General features: G+C 43.0%; 13 protein-coding genes. 4 read left to right on the top strand and 9 right to left on the bottom strand.

What is annotated here, in order from left to right:
- Positions 1-14: 14 nt before the first annotated feature.
- On the bottom strand, positions 15-983 hold the full coding sequence (locus A11Q_RS02485) for an A/G-specific adenine glycosylase (RefSeq protein WP_015469209.1): 969 nt from the start codon (positions 981-983) through the stop codon (positions 15-17).
- A 76-nt stretch (positions 984-1,059) separates the two neighbouring features.
- On the opposite strand from A11Q_RS02485, the gene speB reads away from it, so the two are divergent.
- A complete protein-coding gene (gene speB / locus A11Q_RS02490; protein WP_015469210.1) occupies positions 1,060-2,004 on the top strand; it encodes an agmatinase in 945 nt (314 codons plus the stop codon).
- Positions 2,001-2,489, top strand: a complete 489-nt coding sequence (msrA, locus tag A11Q_RS02495) for a peptide-methionine (S)-S-oxide reductase MsrA (protein WP_015469211.1) — start codon at positions 2,001-2,003, stop codon at positions 2,487-2,489. Before speB ends, msrA begins: the two co-directional genes overlap by 4 nt.
- A gap of 58 nt (positions 2,490-2,547) precedes the next feature.
- Here the strand turns inward: msrA and A11Q_RS02500 are convergent, their stop codons facing one another.
- From A11Q_RS02500 to rnr, 3 genes are read right to left on the bottom strand one after another with little or no spacing between them, the layout of a single operon-like run.
- Entirely contained in the window at positions 2,548-3,321 is a 774-nt protein-coding gene (locus tag A11Q_RS02500) for a LysR family transcriptional regulator (protein WP_015469212.1), read from the bottom strand.
- Between the two features lie 50 nt (positions 3,322-3,371).
- Positions 3,372-4,919, bottom strand: coding sequence for an ABC1 kinase family protein (locus tag A11Q_RS02505; RefSeq protein ID WP_235044637.1), 1,548 nt, complete (start codon positions 4,917-4,919; stop codon positions 3,372-3,374).
- 4 nt (positions 4,920-4,923) lie between these two features.
- Positions 4,924-7,455, bottom strand: a complete 2,532-nt coding sequence (rnr, locus tag A11Q_RS02510) for a ribonuclease R (RefSeq protein ID WP_041575037.1) — start codon at positions 7,453-7,455, stop codon at positions 4,924-4,926.
- Between the two features lie 539 nt (positions 7,456-7,994).
- Here rnr and A11Q_RS02515 point away from each other — a divergent pair.
- Complete coding sequence (locus A11Q_RS02515; RefSeq protein ID WP_015469215.1) at positions 7,995-9,089, top strand: outer membrane protein PopA; 1,095 nt, start codon at positions 7,995-7,997, stop codon at positions 9,087-9,089.
- 97 nt (positions 9,090-9,186) lie between these two features.
- Entirely contained in the window at positions 9,187-10,308 is a 1,122-nt protein-coding gene (locus A11Q_RS02520) for an outer membrane protein PopA (RefSeq protein WP_148284921.1), read from the top strand.
- On the opposite strand, the gene A11Q_RS02525 is transcribed toward A11Q_RS02520, so the two are convergent.
- The 5 genes from A11Q_RS02525 to A11Q_RS02545 all read right to left on the bottom strand — a co-directional run bounded on the left by A11Q_RS02525 (position 10,292) and on the right by A11Q_RS02545 (position 16,767).
- Positions 10,292-11,557: a TolC family protein gene (locus tag A11Q_RS02525; protein ID WP_015469217.1), complete on the bottom strand. Its 1,266-nt coding sequence runs from the start codon at positions 11,555-11,557 to the stop codon at positions 10,292-10,294. The genes A11Q_RS02520 and A11Q_RS02525 overlap by 17 nt on opposite strands.
- 19 nt (positions 11,558-11,576) lie before the next feature.
- Positions 11,577-11,996 (bottom strand): hypothetical protein, encoded by a 420-nt coding sequence (locus A11Q_RS02530; RefSeq protein ID WP_015469218.1) that lies wholly within the window; start codon positions 11,994-11,996, stop codon positions 11,577-11,579.
- Positions 11,997-12,006: 10 nt separating this feature from the next.
- A complete protein-coding gene (locus A11Q_RS02535; protein WP_015469219.1) occupies positions 12,007-15,144 on the bottom strand; it encodes an efflux RND transporter permease subunit in 3,138 nt (1,045 codons plus the stop codon).
- A gap of 54 nt (positions 15,145-15,198) precedes the next feature.
- Positions 15,199-15,573 (bottom strand): hypothetical protein, encoded by a 375-nt coding sequence (locus A11Q_RS02540; RefSeq protein ID WP_148284922.1) that lies wholly within the window; start codon positions 15,571-15,573, stop codon positions 15,199-15,201.
- 138 nt (positions 15,574-15,711) lie between these two features.
- The gene (locus A11Q_RS02545) at positions 15,712-16,767 is read right to left on the bottom strand and encodes a hypothetical protein (protein ID WP_015469220.1); all 1,056 of its coding nucleotides are present in this window, start codon (positions 16,765-16,767) and stop codon (positions 15,712-15,714) included.
- Positions 16,768-16,776 lie beyond the last annotated feature (9 nt).

Raw genomic sequence — 16,776 nt, forward strand, 5'->3', positions numbered from 1 at the left:
TTTTCTAGATTAACTCAGTTTTGCAGTTTTTTCAAAATTTTCGTCATGAGACTTGAAGGATTGATTTTTTTTATCTGGCTGATCTGGACCCAATTTTGTTTTGAGCCTTTTTTAGAGCTATTAGGAGCTTTTACCTCTTCTAATTGAAGGTAAATACTGTATTTAGTCACAGAGTGCTTCACGTCAAACTTGGTCGGTTTTTGCGGGACTTTTTTTGCCTGTCCGGGGGGGAACATTAGCCCAGGAAGAAATGGGGTTGCGGTATTCTCTTCTAAGTATACCAAATCTTTACGAGTGCAAACTTGTAGCGTCCACAGCCAAATTTCCCCTTCAGCTTTGGGTTTAGATAAAGGCAATTGATCAACCATATTTTTTTTCAGAGCTACACAGCCTTTTTTCCATGGGCAAAGAAGACATAAAGGTTTTTTTGGAGTGCAGACGGTGGCGCCAAGCTCCATCATTCCCTGATTGATTTCAGAGTTGTATTCGCTCTGAGCTAAAGCATCCGCAAGATCTTGAAGTTTTTGACGCTCTTTTGGCAGCCACCACTGAGTTTTTAATCCATAGACACGGGATAAAATACGGATGACGTTGCCATCAAGAACACCCACTTTTTCATTATAGGCTAAGCTGGCGACCGCACGTGAGGTGTAAGGACCAAATCCGGGCAGCTCTAGCAACTCTGCGGCGGTGCGAGGGAATCCGTGCTCAGCGATCCACTTCGCGGCCTTGTGAATATTGCGTGCGCGTGAGTAATAGCCAAGGCCAGCCCACATTTCTAAGACGTCTGCTTCAGGGGCAGAGGCTAACTTGTCCACATTGGGAAAGCGCTTCATAAACTTTTCGTAATAGGGAATAACAGCGGCCACAGTGGTCTGTTGCAGCATGACTTCCGATATCCAAATGCGATAAGCATCGCGATTTTTACGCCAAGGCAGGGGGCGTTGATTTTCGCGGTACCAGTGTAAAAGTTCATTTTGCATGATGTTGCATCTTAGTGGATAAACAGTTTGAAACCAAGGTGAATATTATCAATAATACGACTGAATTGAGGTGTTTATGGCTAATAATTTTAAACCCATCAGCGGACGCGAGTTTCCGCGTTTTTCAGCAATTAAAACTTTCTTTCGATTACCGATAGCTGATATTCAACATGACTTTGATGTGGCGCTTTTTGGCGTTCCCTATGACGGAGGAGTTTCTTATCGCCCTGGGGCACGTTTTGCTCCCACACTGGTGCGCGAGGTTTCAAGCCTTGGTCGCGGTTTTCATATGACTCGTGCTGTTTCTGTTTTCGATCAGATCCGATGTGCTGATGTCGGCGACTGTCCTATCGTTCCTATTGATCAGGTTCAAACCTATGAAAAAATTGAATCCTTTGTTTCACAGATCGCACAAGGCGGTAAGCGTTTTATTTCAGTGGGAGGAGATCATTCCACCACTTTGCCGGTCCTCAGAGCTTTGAAAAAGAAATATCAACAACCGCTTAATTTTATTCATTTCGACGCCCATCTGGATACCTATCCAGCAGCATGGGGCTGTGAATATCATCATGGGGCCTTCGCCCGTCATGCGGTGGAAGAGGGACTCGTTAATCCAAAAACGATGTTACAGATTGGCATTCGTGGTCCACTGGCTAGTGGCGATGATTTGGATTTTGTGCAGAAGCACGGAATCATCGTAAAAACTGTAGACGATGTTCGCGAAGGGTCTTTGACGGATTTTATAAAAACACTGCCAAAGTTTACGGGGCCGACGTATTTGAGTTTTGATATTGATTGTCTTGATCCTGCTTACGCGCCAGGAACGGGAACACCGGTTCCTGGTGGCCTGACAACGTATGAAACACAGCGAATTCTGCGCGCTTTGCAAATTGATCAATTAGTGGGTGCGGACATTGTTGAAGTGTGTCCTCCGTTTGATTCGTCACAAATTACAGGCTTAGCCGCAGTGGATACGATGTTTGAATTGATGTGTTTGATGGCCGGAGGCCGTAAAGCATGAGCGTACAAAAAGCGGTTTTAGCTGGAGGATGTTTTTGGGGAGTCGAAGAACTTCTACGAAGCTATAAAGGCGTCCTCAACACAGAGGTTGGCTACTGTGGTGGTGATGAAGATGAAGCCAATTATAACATGGTAAAGACGGGCACGACAGAGCACGCCGAAGCTATCTTGATTGAGTTTGATGACAGTCAGTTGTCATTTGCAGATCTATTGCGCGCCTTTTTTAAGTTACACGATCCGACTACGCCCAATCAGCAGGGAAATGATATTGGCCGTCAGTATCGCTCTGTGATTTTTTATCAAAATGAAGAGCAACGGCAAATGGCCGAGCAGGTGAAAGCCGAAGTCAATCAATCGGGTAAATGGCGTCGCCCTGTGGCCACTGAAATCGTTCCAGCAGAACCATTTTATCCTGCAGAAGAATACCATCAGGACTATCTACAAAAACATCCCGATGGTTATACTTGTCATTACTGGCGTGATTGATTTGTAGGTGCCAGGCCCTATTTACGGACGCACCGTGTCCGTAAATAGGGCCTGGCACCTAGGCTTTATCAACAGCCGTAGTGACTTGCTGCCAAAGGTTTGGACTTAAAATCTCTGAGCCAATCATATAGACCGGTTCGTGTTCTTTTGCTTTACCACGCTTTGCTTCTGTGGGCATAAAGCCTGTTCCGCCATAGTCGTCGAACCACTCTTTACGAATAGTTAACGAATTAGTCACTAACACGTGTTTGAAATCATCAAGATCTTTTTTGTTGGAGCGGCCATATTCGAAATTAGAAAGTAGGGCGTAGTTCTTGTTAGATTGGATTTTCTCTAAGATCTGGAAGCCCAGCTCATGGAAGTATTTGAACTTTTGTTTCCCAGGGCTTTTTGATGTAAAAATTAAATCCAGATTTCCAGACAGAAAATGAGCTTCTAATTCATTTAAGTCGTAAATTTCAATGAAAATTTTAGTCACACCGATGTGGTCGAAACAGTGTTTACAGGTCTTCATGGCAAAGCTAGAAAGTCCTTCTAAAGTTCCAATATGAATTTCACGAACCATTTGGTTTTGACTAAGGCTTTGAAGCTCTGTTTCGAGTCTTTTAATAGATTTTTCAAACATATGCGCTAAACGAAAGGCTACAGGTGTCCATCCTGATTTTCTTTTAGCCGAGCGATCTAATAGAACAATCTTCAGTTCGTCTTCGATACGTGCGATGATACGTGAAAGCTGAGGCTGACTTAATCCCACATGTAAAGCGGCACCAGAAAGGTTTTTGAAGTTAACCGCTTTGGCAAGTACGCTGAGTTCATAATAAATTTGCTGCATGTAGAGTCTCCTTTATCCTGTCCTGCAATCTTCAGGGCGCTTTTTAAAGCTCACGGTTTTCTAATATAATTAATAAAAGCCACGACACCTAAGCCCGCCGCCATCAGATAACCAATAAGACTGAATGCCGGCATTCCTGCAATCCTCCATGGTGTCGGGTGAGGGTAGATCAATGAGCTTGCTAAAATCAAAGCGGCGATGATGACACCTAAAAACAATAAATTGAAAGAGGCCAAGATACTGCGGCGTAAGTCATCTAAAGATTCGATTTCAATACGTGTTTTATAATTAGGTGAGTTCACTCGGCGAAGCATCATGTGAAGCTGTCGCGGTAGTACATTCAAGAAGCCGCGCGATTCCCGTAGCAATAAGCTTAACTCATCAATCATCTTCGATGGCTGGAATTGATGTTGAGCCACTTCGCCAATCATACTCAGGGTGTATTGTAAAAAGTCGAAATCAGCAGCGATTTTTTGTCCAAGGCCTTCTATAGACACAATGGATTTGAAGAACATCATCAGCTCTGTTGGCAAGGAAAGACCATGCCGTGCGGCCACACTGGATGAGGACATCAAAATTTTACCGACATTCATGTGTTTCATTGTCAGGCCGTAATATGGCGAAATTAGGGACTGGAGTTCTTTAGCAAAGATATCCACATTGACCTGCTCTGAAAATGGAGCGATGTCGACGTATTCATAGGCCAAACGCAAATAGTCCTCTTTGGCTAGAGCGACCAGCATATTGACGATGGACGACTGTGTTTTGGAGTTCAGGCGTCCGACAACACCGAAATCGATCAGACCAATGCGATTGTTTTCAAAAACAAAGAAATTACCTGGGTGAAGATCGCCGTGAAAGAAACCATCCATAAAGACCATTTTCAGATAAGCGCGCAGGCCTGTTTTAATGACCTCTTCAGCCTGTGTATTGACCTGATTTAATGAGTCTTCCTGTGAAAGTCTTTTTCCCAGAAGCTCTTGCATCACCAAAACACGCTCAGTGACTAAAGCGAAGTAAATATCTGGAATGATCACTTGCGGTTCTGATTTGAAATTCTCTTTGAACTTACGAATATTATTGGCTTCGACAACAAAGTTAGTTTCGAGTTCTAAAGTTTTGAAGTATTCGTCCACCATTCCCACAGGATTGAATGGGCGAATCTCTGGGATATACTTTTCTAGTAATTCAGCAATGAAATATAATACATTCAGATCATCATTAATCGTTTGAACAATTCCAGGTCTTTGAACTTTGATAACCACCTGTTGACCGCTCACTAAGACGGCACGATGTACCTGTGCGATACTGGCAGAGCCTAAAGGTTTCTCATCAACAGATAGAAAGTTTTTACGCCAGTCGGCACCTAACTCTTCTACTAAGACCTGTTCGACCACTTTAAAGTCTAGGGGTAAAACTTGGTCTTGTAGCAGAGACATCTCTTCGATGAAGTCAGGAGGAACTAAATCCGGTCTAGAAGCTAGAAGTTGTCCGAACTTTACGAAGGTGGGCCCAAGCTCTTCAAAGCTCAGGCGCAATCGTGTAGCCGTTGAAAGATGTTCATTTTCGTTAGAACTGGAACCTAACGAGCTAGGCAAGAAACTACCGAGATTTATGACCTCGACCAGATTTCTGAGACCGTGCTTTGCGAACACCGCCAGAATCGTTTTCAGACGAGCGGCGTTTTTCAGAGTTCTTCCTATTTTCAGTGGACCTAAAAGCGGGCTTCGATTCTGATTTCGCTTCATCGTTTGGGCCTTTCTTTCTTTGATCTAAATAATCGGATAACGAGGCATAACGGGGTTTTGGTGTGTAGTCGCGGCCCGATTCGCTTCTTTCAGAAGAAGAGGAGTTAGAGCGTTCTGTAAAGTTCTTCACTAAAGAACTGATCGAACGGATCTGGCTTGTAGCACTTTTGTTTTCAGATTCAGGCTTTTGATACGGATCTTTCTGGTAAGACTTCTCTGAATGTTGGTGGCGGGCAGAACGCTGCGGTCTTGATTCATAAGACTCGTCAGAGTATTTCTTTTTCCCTTTTTTGGCTTCTGGTGCGCCAGACTTACGTGCGCCTTTTTCTTTAAAGCTGTATTTGTCTTTTTTACCGCGTCCACCACTAAATTTTTCACCTTTAGATTCTGAACGCTTATCAAAGCCTTTGGATTTTGCTTTGTGTGAACCTTTAGTGGAAGAGTGAGCTTTCGCTGTTGATTCTGAAGCGGATTTCTCACGGACAAAATTAATCTGCCCTTGTTCGATATCGACCATGCTGACAGTGACACGAATCGTGTCGCCCATTTGGTACTTAAAGCCGGAGCGTTTTGCAATTAAGGTCAAAGTCTCTTCGTCGAATTCCCACTTGTCTGATCCCAGATCGTCTAGGCGAATAAGTCCGTCGATATTAAATTCGCGTAATAAAACGAAAACACCAAATTTTGTTACAGAGCTAATAAGGCCTTCGAAAGATTCACCGATAAGGTTTTGCATGAATCGGGCTTTTTTGATGGCTTGGATTTGGCGCTCAGCTTTTGCCGAACGTTGCTCACAGGCAGACAGCCATGTACCTGCTGTTGTTAAATCCTCTTCTGACATTAAGTTGTAAGAACTATTTTTCAGAATACGATTTTTCAATAAGCGGTGAACAATCAAATCTGGATAACGTCTGATCGGCGATGTGAAGTGCGTATAAAAATCAAAACCCAAACCGAAGTGTCCTAGGTTGTTAGGTGTGTACTTGGCTTGGCTCATTGAGCGCAGGGTCAGGATATGAATGATCTGAGATTCCGGTTTACCCGAGAATTCTTGCAAAGCGCGAGTCAGGCGTTTTTGTAGTTTTCCGCCTTCAAGCTGAGCTTTGTAGCCCAAGTTTTCCATATACTTTTGTAGGTTCGAGATTTTTTCTCCATCTGGAACTTCATGGACACGATAAAACGCGGGGATCTCTTGTTTTGCTAGAAATTTGGCTACGGCCACATTGGCTGCCAGCATAAGCTCTTCGATGAGGCGATGGGCAAAGAGTCGCTCTGAACGAATCACATCGACAGGATTGCCGGCGCCATCAATAACCAATTCTGTTTCTGGAACTTCTAAGTCTAAAGAGCCCTCTTTAAAGCGCTTAGCCATTAGAACTTTAGCTAAGTCAGCACAGTGGAAAATGGTCGACTTCACGTGATCGAGTTTCTCGATTTCGGAGCCATCTATAAGTTCCTGAGCTTCCCCATAGGTCACACGCGCTTTACTTTCGATAACACCTTCGTAAAAAGTGGAAGCGGTCATTTCTCCGGTAAAGTCGAAATGCATGTCGGCAACTAAAGCTAGGCGCGGAACGTGTGGATTTAAAGAGCAAAGACCATTACTAAGGCCTTCGGGTAACATCGGGATAACGAAGTTGGGAAAATAAACAGAGGTCCCGCGTTCGTAGGCCTCTTTATCCATAGAGGACCCCACTTTAACGTAGTGACTGACATCGGCAATAGCTACATAGAGGTGAAAGCCTCTGTCGGTCATTTCGACAAAAACAGCATCATCGAAGTCTTTGGCTGTCGCACCATCAATAGTGATAATAGGTAAATCGCGTAGATCTTTACGTCCTTTGAAGTCCTTTTCGCTAGGATTTTTGTCGAAGACAGAGGCCTCAGCTAAAGTTTCTTTTGAAAAATGCTCGGGGATATTGCTACCGATAACGATGCGTTTGATATCATTTAAAGGGTCTGAAGCATCACCGATGATACTGAGGACTTCACCCTCAAAGTTGCCTTCATCTGGGAACTGAGTGATTTGAGCTTCGACCAATTCTCCGTCTTTTGCGTTTTTTGATTTATCTAATGGAATACGCAGATCTTTGCCCCAACCGCGTCCTTCATCCTTAATAATGCCCCAGTTATCAGAAACGCGTGTGAATTTACCAGCAACACGCTTCTGAGCGCGTTCAGTGATACGAATGATTTCTCCGCGCAGGCGACCATCACGCTCTTTTTCGACAGTGATTGTGGCGCGATCATTTGTCATGGCCGATTTCATCGCATGTTGGGGAACATAGACATCGGGAATTTCTTTATCGTCTGGAATGAAAAAACCAAATCCATCGGGATGACGTTTAATCAGACCTTCTAACATTCGGGGCGTTTTTGATTTCATATAGTATTATATTCAGATTATGAATGATAAAAGTCATGTTGAATTCAGGAGTTAGCCTCGACTGGACCCCTGAATAGAGCCCCTATTTACGTAACCCCTTGAAGTCCCTGTGCATAAAACTCGACCAAAGTTCTGATGTTGGATTGCATTAATTAGCAATCGCGTCATTTATTAGAAGCTGAATGAATAAACAAGAGCGAGGAAGAAATCCACATAGACTGCCTCAAGCAGGGCACTTTAAAAGCGGCTGAATCTTTTTAGAAAGAAGTCCTTAGCAGAGGGAGTTTTCAGAGTGAAAAATGCAAAAGTCTTCGTAAGACAATTTTTTTCTTCAAATAGAGTTTTGGTTTTGCTTGCTGAAAATCGTAACAGCACAGGTGATGCCTTTAGTACACACACCTGATGATTTGATGTGAAGCCGAAAACTAGGGGCTTGGGGGCTTTAATTTTTTCGGTTGCGTTTGTGAAAGTCCATTATTACGATTTGCTCATATAGTTTTAGACAATAAAACCATTTGCACTTAACGAAAGGACGCAAAATGAAACAACTACTAGTTATCGCAATCGCTTTAACTGCAATCAACGCTCAAGCTTCACGCGCTCGCGTAAACGCTTTAGGTGGCGCTGCTCACTTAGTGGACACTGCTACTGTACACAACAACCCAGCTGACATCTTCGCTTTACCAAGCGATTACGTAGCTTTTGAAACAGGTGCTACTGGCGCTTTGGCTCAAACGGCTCAAAACGCTAATGCTGAAGGTATGATCGTTCGCTCTATGGGCGATTCTAAATTGGGTCTATCTTTAGGTCACCAATCTGTTAACGCAGCTTCTTGGGGCTTACGTGGTGTTGTAACTAATGCTGCATTACGCGTTAACCAACAAAATCCACTTGAGTTAACTTACGGTGCTAAAGCTGCTGACTTAGCTTGGGCTGGTACTTTAGTTTACTCTAACTACCATGACAAACAAGCTGCTGGTGCAGTAGTTTCTAAAGAAAGCTCTTTAGGCGCTCGTTTTGGTGTTCGCGCTTCTAACTGGGATGCTGCTTTAAGATTAGGTCTTGGAAGCAATGTTGAATTAGCTGACAGTGCTAAATCTGAAGGTAACTTCTCTGCTGGCTTGAACGGTGGATACTGGATGGAAAACATCTACTTACACGGTGCTTTCTCAACTGCATCTGGTAAAGAAAAAGATAACACTGGTGCTGAATTGTTAAAAGTTAACCAACAACAAATCAGCGTTGGTGCTTTAGCAACTCATAAAAAAGATGGTTCTGAGTTATTCTACGGTGTTCAATTGGTTTCAACTGAACAAAAGGATTTCTTTGTTAAAGATCGTAAAACTACTTCTTTAACTTTACCACTTGTTATCGGTGTTGAAGTTGATGCAGCTTCTTGGTTAACTTTCCGTGGATCAGTAACTCAAACTACTTTGATCAACGATGCTAAAACAGAAACTGCTGGTGTTACTAATGCTAACACAGCTCCTGGCATTCAAAATACAGCAGTTAACTTAGGTGCTGGTTTGAAATTCAACAAATTGACTGTTGACGGTACTTTGTCTACTGCAACAACTCAAACAGTTGACACTACAAACTTGTTAGCTCAAGTTGGTGCTACTTACTGGTTCTAATTTTTCTTAACAGAAAAGTTAAACTTGAAAAAGCCTCGGGAAACCGGGGCTTTTTTTATTTCTACTGATCTTATCTAGATTCATGTATAACGAGGGAATGAAACTCGTTGCCGTTTGTATACCTCTTGTCTTTTCTATCTTTTTTTCTGCCACGTCAGAAGCCAGCAGAGCTCGATTACAAAGCTTAAGTCACTCTTATCATGTCAACGATCCCTATCGGATCTATACGGACGTGCTTCAAATTCATTCGGCAGGCTCTTTAGTTCTGATTGAAAGTGGAGCCACTAATGCAGTTTCGGGTACAGATCAGGCTGAGGCCTTGCTGACGTATACCTTGGAAGAAAATAGGCGTTTAGCGTTCGGAATAGGTCACCAACACTCATCGGTCAGTGAAAGCAGACGAATCGCCAATGCTCTTCGAGGAGTAGCTACGTTTGAACTGTCTCAGAACCCCGTGTATTTAGCCTATGGCTGGAAAACACAGGATATCTGGTATGCCCTAGGGATGTATTATTCTCATCGTAGTGACAAGGTGAGTGGGGATGATGAAAGTACGGCTGGCCTCACGTGGGGTGCTGAACTGGGACGTTTTCAATTATACTTTGATTCGACTTTCTTAAATCGCGCACAAGTATCAGGAAGAACTTTTAACAGCGAGGCGTACTTCAAAGGAACTGCTAATTACGTAGCTGACAATACGGTTTTTTATTTCGATTTCAAAATTCAAGATATCGGGATTCAGTTAGGCGCAGTCGAGGAAGAAAAACATCAGTTACAAGAATTCCGCCTAGGGTTAGTGGACTGGCGTAGCCGTCAACGCAATGAAAGCTTTTGGGGCATGGAAGTTATTTCGACAGAGCTAAAGTGCCGCACACGTCTTTCTGCTGAGTGTGATCAGAAGGCGAGCCGTGTAATTCTGCCGGTTTGGTTGGGTTTTGAATTACCAGCAGCTGAATGGTTGATGTTTCGTGGATCAATCAATCAAACTGTATTCGTGAATAAAACAAAAGATAAAGTAGGTTACCCTGTAGGTGTGATTGGAAACTCGAATGGAGTTGTTTCTGAGTATGATAATGGACCTAATTCGACACAAGTGGCTCTAGGGGCGGGTTTGCGCTTCAATCGTCTAACGGTGGATGGAACCTTAGCGACAGCAACCACTCAAGTTTTAGACTCAAGCCAGTTGCTATCGCAGGTTGGGATTACTTACCGATTTTAGAAAGCACGTGTGATTTCGCTAATTGGAAGTCACGAATGATTTCAAGGTGTCGGTTACGAATGTCGTAAAGCTTTTCAGCAGCACCTAAAACATCCGGAGAGTTCTTCACTCCGCGAGCGTACTCAGACTGTGATAACTTATAGTACTTTTCTGCGCGCGAGATATTTTCTTCTGCCGCGTGAACCTGATCATGCAAAAGACGAAGCGAGGCTATTTCATTTGAAATATGATTTTCGACTTCTTTTCTTTGCAGATCAGCTAAAGTACTGGCACTCAGAGCCTCTTGTCGTAAAGAGCGGGCTTCGCGTTGACTGTTAAAAAGATTCTGTAGGCTCAGAGTGAGCTTCACTCCGACAACAGACTCGGTACGGTCTTTGGCATCTGCTGGGTCTTCTTGGCGCTGGTTATACTGGTTGTAAGCAGCATAGGCATCCAATTTGGGTACCCACGAACGCGTTTGGCGTTTGGCCTCAAGACCTTTAACTTCCGAGAGCAATGCATTTTCTTTGTATAGAAACTCATGATCTGCAGCCGAATGTTCTAGGGCTTTTTCAAAATCGTGTTCGTGATCAAGTGCTTGAGGGAAACTCAAGTCCACTTCGTTATCGTATCCCAAAATGATGGCTAAATCGCGCTTATCTGACGTCAGTTGAACTTTTGCTTGGGCAAGGTCTTGCTCTAGCTCAACACCTTTCATTTGAAAGAGCACGCGATCTGAATCAGTGGCTACGCCACTTTGAATACGTCGGTCAGCCGCTCTTAGGTTTTGTGCATTTACCTGTTGTGTCGACTCTAATAACGAAATTCTCTGTTGCGAGTACAGAATGTTCCAGTAAAGACTTCTAGCTTTTTCAAGTTCTTCTGCTTGGACTCTTCTGAACTGATAGCTTTTTTGTTGTATCTGCAGGTCGTATTGATCTGACAAAAGAAGATCGCGTCCGCCATTAAATAGGTTCAATGTGGCCTGAGCACCGTAGGCTGGTTGAGTTTTTTGATCGAGCTGTCCTTTTTTGAAGTTCTCTTGCTGCCCATAAATTTCAACATCTGGTAAAAAAGATCTACCAAATGAGCCTCTATAGGCACGTGCCGCTTCTACTTCTAAAGAAGCTGCACTGATGCGAGCACTTTTGCTTTCCAATAAAGAGCGCAGATTGCTCGCATTAACCTCTACTGCAGAGCCCGTTGAGGCCGCATGTGAGTAGGCTCCAAAAAGGGTCAGACTTGAAATCACTAATGTGATTATTTTCATATCTTGTCCTTTGTTAGATTTATTTACGTGGTTCAATAACAAACTTCAAACTGTCAGCGTGATCTTCTTTCGGATCCTTGATGTCCAGTTCAAGAGTGTAGCGATGTACTTTTTTTGCATCATAGTCAGCCTCAAGAAGATCTTTGCTGGCTTTAAAGGTAATGCTGTCGTGTTGTTTCACACGGGGTTTAACTGCCTTAGCCGTTACTTTATATGTAGTCGCATCTTGTGGTTTTAAATCTTTATCATAGAAGTAAACTTTAAGATTTTGCCCTTTGGCGACAACCTCAACGTAGCTTTGTTCTAAAGATTTAATAAGTCCACCTTTTGGGGCCACGACTCCTTTAGGAGCATCATGGTCGTGTCCTTCGTGGGCAAAAGCTGTGATCGCAAAAAGTGATAAAGTCATAGCGATAAAAATATTTTTAATTGTGTTCATAAATGTCTCCTTAAATAGTTTCTTTTGTTAATTGTTCATTTAATTTTGGGTTTACATAGGCTTCAGCCGATTTACGACCGAAACGATAAAAAAGTGTTGGTGTGACGATGATATCCAAAAGCGTTGAGCTTAAAAGTCCACCGACAATAACGACAGCTACTGGATGTAGAATCTCGCTACCAGGTTGCCCTTTAGCAAAGACGAGGGGAAGAAGCGCTAAAGAGGCCACGAATGCTGTCATCATCACAGGTGATAATCGCTCTTGAGAGCCACGAATGATCATGTCCATGCTGAACTTTTCATTTTCGTATTTCATCAGATGTAAATAGTGGGAAATCATCATAATCCCGTTACGTGAGGCGACACCGCACAGAGTGATAAAACCCACAAGGCTGGCCACTGTAACCGAACGATCTGTAAAGAACAGCAAGACGATACCACCTATAAAAGCTAAAGGAATTGTCGCCATAATCTGGGCGGTAATAGCTTGAGATTTAAAGTGGCTATAAAGTACTAAGGCAATTCCCAAAATCGAAATGATGCCGAAAAGTAAGATATTGCGAGTCGCTTGCTGCTGACTTTCAAACTGTCCACCATAGATAACGTAATAACCTTCAGGAAGTTTTACATCTTGTTGTACACGCTGTTGAATGTCGGAAACAAGACTACCTAAGTCTCGACCGCTGACGTTGGCGCTAATGACAATACGGCGTTGATTATTTTCACGATTGATTTCATTAGGGCCATACGTTTCATAGACATCGGCAACATCTTCTAGAAAAACTTTTCTACCATCGGGCATGATTTTCAGAACAGTTTTCTGCATGGTCTCAATGGATGTTCTAGAGCTTTGATCAAACTGTAAGAAAACATCGTAGATACGTGTTTCTTCCATAATCTGCGCTACAGTTTTACCATTGAAAGCGGATTCCAGAAGGTGAGTGACTTCACCGGCACTTAAGCCGAACTTGGCGGCTTCATCTCGTAGCACTTGGACTTTTACCTGTGGAATGAGTCCTTGTTGCTCAATTCGTAAGTCCACAAGGCCATCAATGTCTTTAATAGCCTCCTGCAATTCGATTGATTTCTCTCGCAAAGTGACAAGATCAGGCCCGAAAATTTTGATCGCTAATGCAGACGTCACACCCGAAAGCATATGATCAATTAAGTGTGAAATGGGCTGGCCGACATTGATGCCAGCTTCTGGCATTGCGGCTTTAAGTTTGTCACGGACATCATTTAAAACAACATCGCGTGAGCGTCCATCGCCTTTGAAATCCACATCCAGCTCGCTGACATTAACGCCCATAGCGTGCTCATCCATCTCAGCACGTCCAGTACGGCGTGAAACAGATTTGATTTCTGGAATTTCTAAAAGAATTTTTTCCGCTTTTAAACCCATGGCATTGGATTCTGTAAGACTAATTCCGGGAGGAGCCACCAGCGAAATCATGGCAGTACCTTCATTAAATTGAGGAAGAAAGTCTCGCCCCATAAACGGAATTAAGGACAAAGCACCGACGAGTAAGACCACGCTGCCACCTAAGATCGCATTTGAACGAGGCAAAGCCCATTGCAAAATTTTACGATCTACATTTTTTAAAAATGTTAGAAAAGCAGTGTCGTGATGTTCTTTTTTTTCATCAATTTTTAAGAAGTACGAACACAGAACAGGAGTCAGTGTCAAAGACACGATAAGTGACGAGATCAATGCGGTTAGGTAAGCAATCCCCAACGGGGCAAACAGACGACCTTCAAGTCCTGTTAAGTTAAATAGCGGTAAAAACACTAAGGCGATAATAACGGTAGCCAAAACAATGGAATTTCTAACTTCACTTGAAGCTTCAAAAATCACTTTGAGCTTTGGTAATGGATTCGCACTTTTTGCATTTTCACGAAGCCGGCGGAAAACATTTTCCACATCGACGATAGAGTCATCGACGAGCTCACCGATAGCGATGGCAAGGCCTCCCAGAGTCATGGTATTAACGCTTAAGCCAAAGTATTTAAAAATAATGGCCGTCGCTAGAAATGAAACAGGAATGGCTGTTAAGGTAATCGCCGACATTCTGAGGTTTGCTAGGAAAATAAATAGAATAACAAAAACCAATACGGTTCCCATTTTCAATTTTCCTTGAATACCTTTAATAGAGTTTTCAATAAAGTTAGCTTGTTTGAAAACATCCGGATTGATTTTTACACCGGCAGGCATAGCGGGTTGTAGCTCTGCAATGGCTTTTTCGACGCTTTCCGTAATTTTAACAGTATCGGCACCGGGTTGTTTTTGAACCGTCATGATAACAGCAGGATGACCATTAAAACTACCATCACCACGTTTCAAACGGGGAGCCTCTTGGACATCGGCAATATCACTGACTAAGACAGGGCGTCCAAAATGCATTCCCACCAGTGTTTGCTTGATATCATCTACATCGTTAACCACACCGATATTACGAACTAGAAACTCTTGTCCTTCTTTTTCAAGGAAGCCACCCGTCGTATTCTGACTGATCACTGTCAGCTCTTTATCGAGATCTTCAATGGTTAATTGATAGCGATTCAGCTTTTCAGCCGAGACTAAAATTTGATACTGCTTTAAACCACCACCAATCGAAATAATTTGTGAAACACCTTGGATCGTCATCAGTCGAGGGCGAATAACCCACTCGGCTAGATTACGTAGCTCCATCGGCGACACTTGCTCGCTTTCAGTGGTGACGGCGATTTGTTGAATTTGTCCCATCAATGACCCGATAGGACCCATGATGGGCTTAACTCCTAAGGGTAGTTGCTCTTGTGCAAGATTCAATTTTTCTTGTACAAGCTGACGATTACGATAGATGTCAGTGCCCCACTCAAACTCAACATAAATGACCGAAAGACCTATACCAGACTGTGAACGCAAGCGCTCAACACCAGGGATTCCATTTAAATAACTTTCAATAGGATAGGTAACGCGTGTTTCGACTTCTTCCGGAGCCATCCCATGACCCTCAGTCATAATGGTGACTGTGGGCTTTGTGATATCGGGGAAGACATCAATTGGCAGATTTAAGACGCTGATACTGCCATAGACAATCAGCAAAGCGGTCAACGAAACGACCAATAGCCGATGGTTCAGCGAAAAACGAATAATAGAATTTAACATAAATTTGTCCTCAATAGATTAAACAAAAACTAAAAATAGAGAGCGTGATTTTGTTTAAGCTCGAGGTGGCTGAAATGGGCCTTCAATAAACGGAGAAGGCGGCACTGACTTATTTGAAAAAGAGTTATCTAAAGGTTGGTGTAAAGACACAACAGTAAAATCAGTTGTTGGGAAAAAGTATTGAAAAGCCGACGTATGGCATTTGTAGTGTGCCGGACAAGCATCTTGCGACGAAGTCTCTGTTGTTGTACTTTTCTGTGAAATTGATTTCGCTGCCGTTTTCGAATCATGGTCCGTATGATCGTGTGACCATTCGCTATGATTTGAACAGTGAACCATCATATCTAAAATAGTGAAATGACTTGTGATAACAAGCGAGAAAACAAGTCCTAGTAGTAAGAGCTTTTGAAGCCTTTGAATGGTAGCCACTGTGGCCCCATCGTAAAGTATCAGGCGAAAAAATTCCAATGGTTTCTTGTAGTTTCTTAAAAAACCACAAAAGAGAACAGTCAGATTAAAACTGTTCTCTCAAGTCTTCTATATTTCCGGATAAGGTACGGCCTACCTTTAGAGATAGTCTGGCTTAATAAAGTCCGGAGTAAACGGATACTGGTAGCTTTTATAGGCCTTTAGATCAGGACTTCCGGCGGACTTGTAAATCTCATCCCAGAAGTGGGCCAGTAGATAACTAGAACGGGCCATTTGTTTGACTAACAGAGGTTCCATTTTTTTGAAAGCTTCTGCTGGTGGGCGGCGCTTCGCTGGAGTTCTTAAGCTCATGCCTTTTTCGATACGTAAATTAGACGGAGTTGTAACTGGATCTAACTTAAGGACATCTTTCACTTCACTAGATGTGACTTCACTTAGAATTCTCATGTTATCAATAACAGTTTTTTGCTGAGTGAATGTCTGAGACTTCCACGAGCGAGCTCTTTTTACTATTTGTCCCACAATATCGGCATCAAATTCACCGACAAGGAGTTCTTCATAGTAAGCATGAATTCCACCATGGCCAGCAGAGTAACCATCGTAATCAGCGGTGCTGTGAAAAGGTTGCCCATTATCACCTACAAAGTGTCCCATAAGGCCCATGTTCACGAACATGTCATAGACTGCTTTATTATAAGCTAAAGAATTATCTTGTTCTTCTTTCGAGCCCTTTGGTTTGTCAGCTGATTTGATGGACTGAGCGCCTTGCAGAGCTAGGCGATAAAACTGATCGGCTCTCCACCAATTTGAACCTAACTCATCGGGTATTGAAAAAAGTGTTTGGGCTTCATTTTGCTTGTTGGGTTTTCCTGTATACGTTTCGATTATTTTTTTGTAGTCAGCGGGAAGATCTTTGAACGAGACACCGATTTTTTCGACATTGATGTAATGGCCTGGGTCACCAAGTTTGCGACTCTCTGATGAAAGTGATTTCCAGTAGATGTCGGGAATGTTGCACAGATGTCCCATGGTGTGCGGGCGGTGTAAAAGAAACTCTTTTAATTGGGGAGACTTCACTAAATGAGTCGCGGCATCACAAATAGCGTGATGACCCCGACCGCCCCAAGCTAAAGATGTTGAGGACATTGTGAGTAACATTAATCCCACTAGAAAACTCAATACTGACTTGTGCATAAAAACTCC

Origin of the sequence: Pseudobdellovibrio exovorus JSS, assembly GCF_000348725.1 — a bacterium.
GTDB lineage: Bacteria > Bdellovibrionota > Bdellovibrionia > Bdellovibrionales > Bdellovibrionaceae > Pseudobdellovibrio > Pseudobdellovibrio exovorus.

Coding starts and splice junctions, on each gene's coding strand:
- A11Q_RS02500 (WP_015469212.1), bottom strand. CDS start 3,321: ATGCAGCAAATTTATTATGAACTCAGCGTACTTGCCAAAGCGGTTAAC.
- A11Q_RS02525 (WP_015469217.1), bottom strand. CDS start 11,557: ATGAAAATAATCACATTAGTGATTTCAAGTCTGACCCTTTTTGGAGCC.
- speB (WP_015469210.1), top strand. CDS start 1,060: ATGGCTAATAATTTTAAACCCATCAGCGGACGCGAGTTTCCGCGTTTT.
- A11Q_RS02485 (WP_015469209.1), bottom strand. CDS start 983: ATGCAAAATGAACTTTTACACTGGTACCGCGAAAATCAACGCCCCCTG.
- A11Q_RS02530 (WP_015469218.1), bottom strand. CDS start 11,996: ATGAACACAATTAAAAATATTTTTATCGCTATGACTTTATCACTTTTT.
- msrA (WP_015469211.1), top strand. CDS start 2,001: ATGAGCGTACAAAAAGCGGTTTTAGCTGGAGGATGTTTTTGGGGAGTC.
- A11Q_RS02545 (WP_015469220.1), bottom strand. CDS start 16,767: ATGCACAAGTCAGTATTGAGTTTTCTAGTGGGATTAATGTTACTCACA.
- A11Q_RS02515 (WP_015469215.1), top strand. CDS start 7,995: ATGAAACAACTACTAGTTATCGCAATCGCTTTAACTGCAATCAACGCT.
- A11Q_RS02520 (WP_148284921.1), top strand. CDS start 9,187: ATGAAACTCGTTGCCGTTTGTATACCTCTTGTCTTTTCTATCTTTTTT.
- A11Q_RS02535 (WP_015469219.1), bottom strand. CDS start 15,144: ATGTTAAATTCTATTATTCGTTTTTCGCTGAACCATCGGCTATTGGTC.
- rnr (WP_041575037.1), bottom strand. CDS start 7,455: ATGAAATCAAAAACGCCCCGAATGTTAGAAGGTCTGATTAAACGTCAT.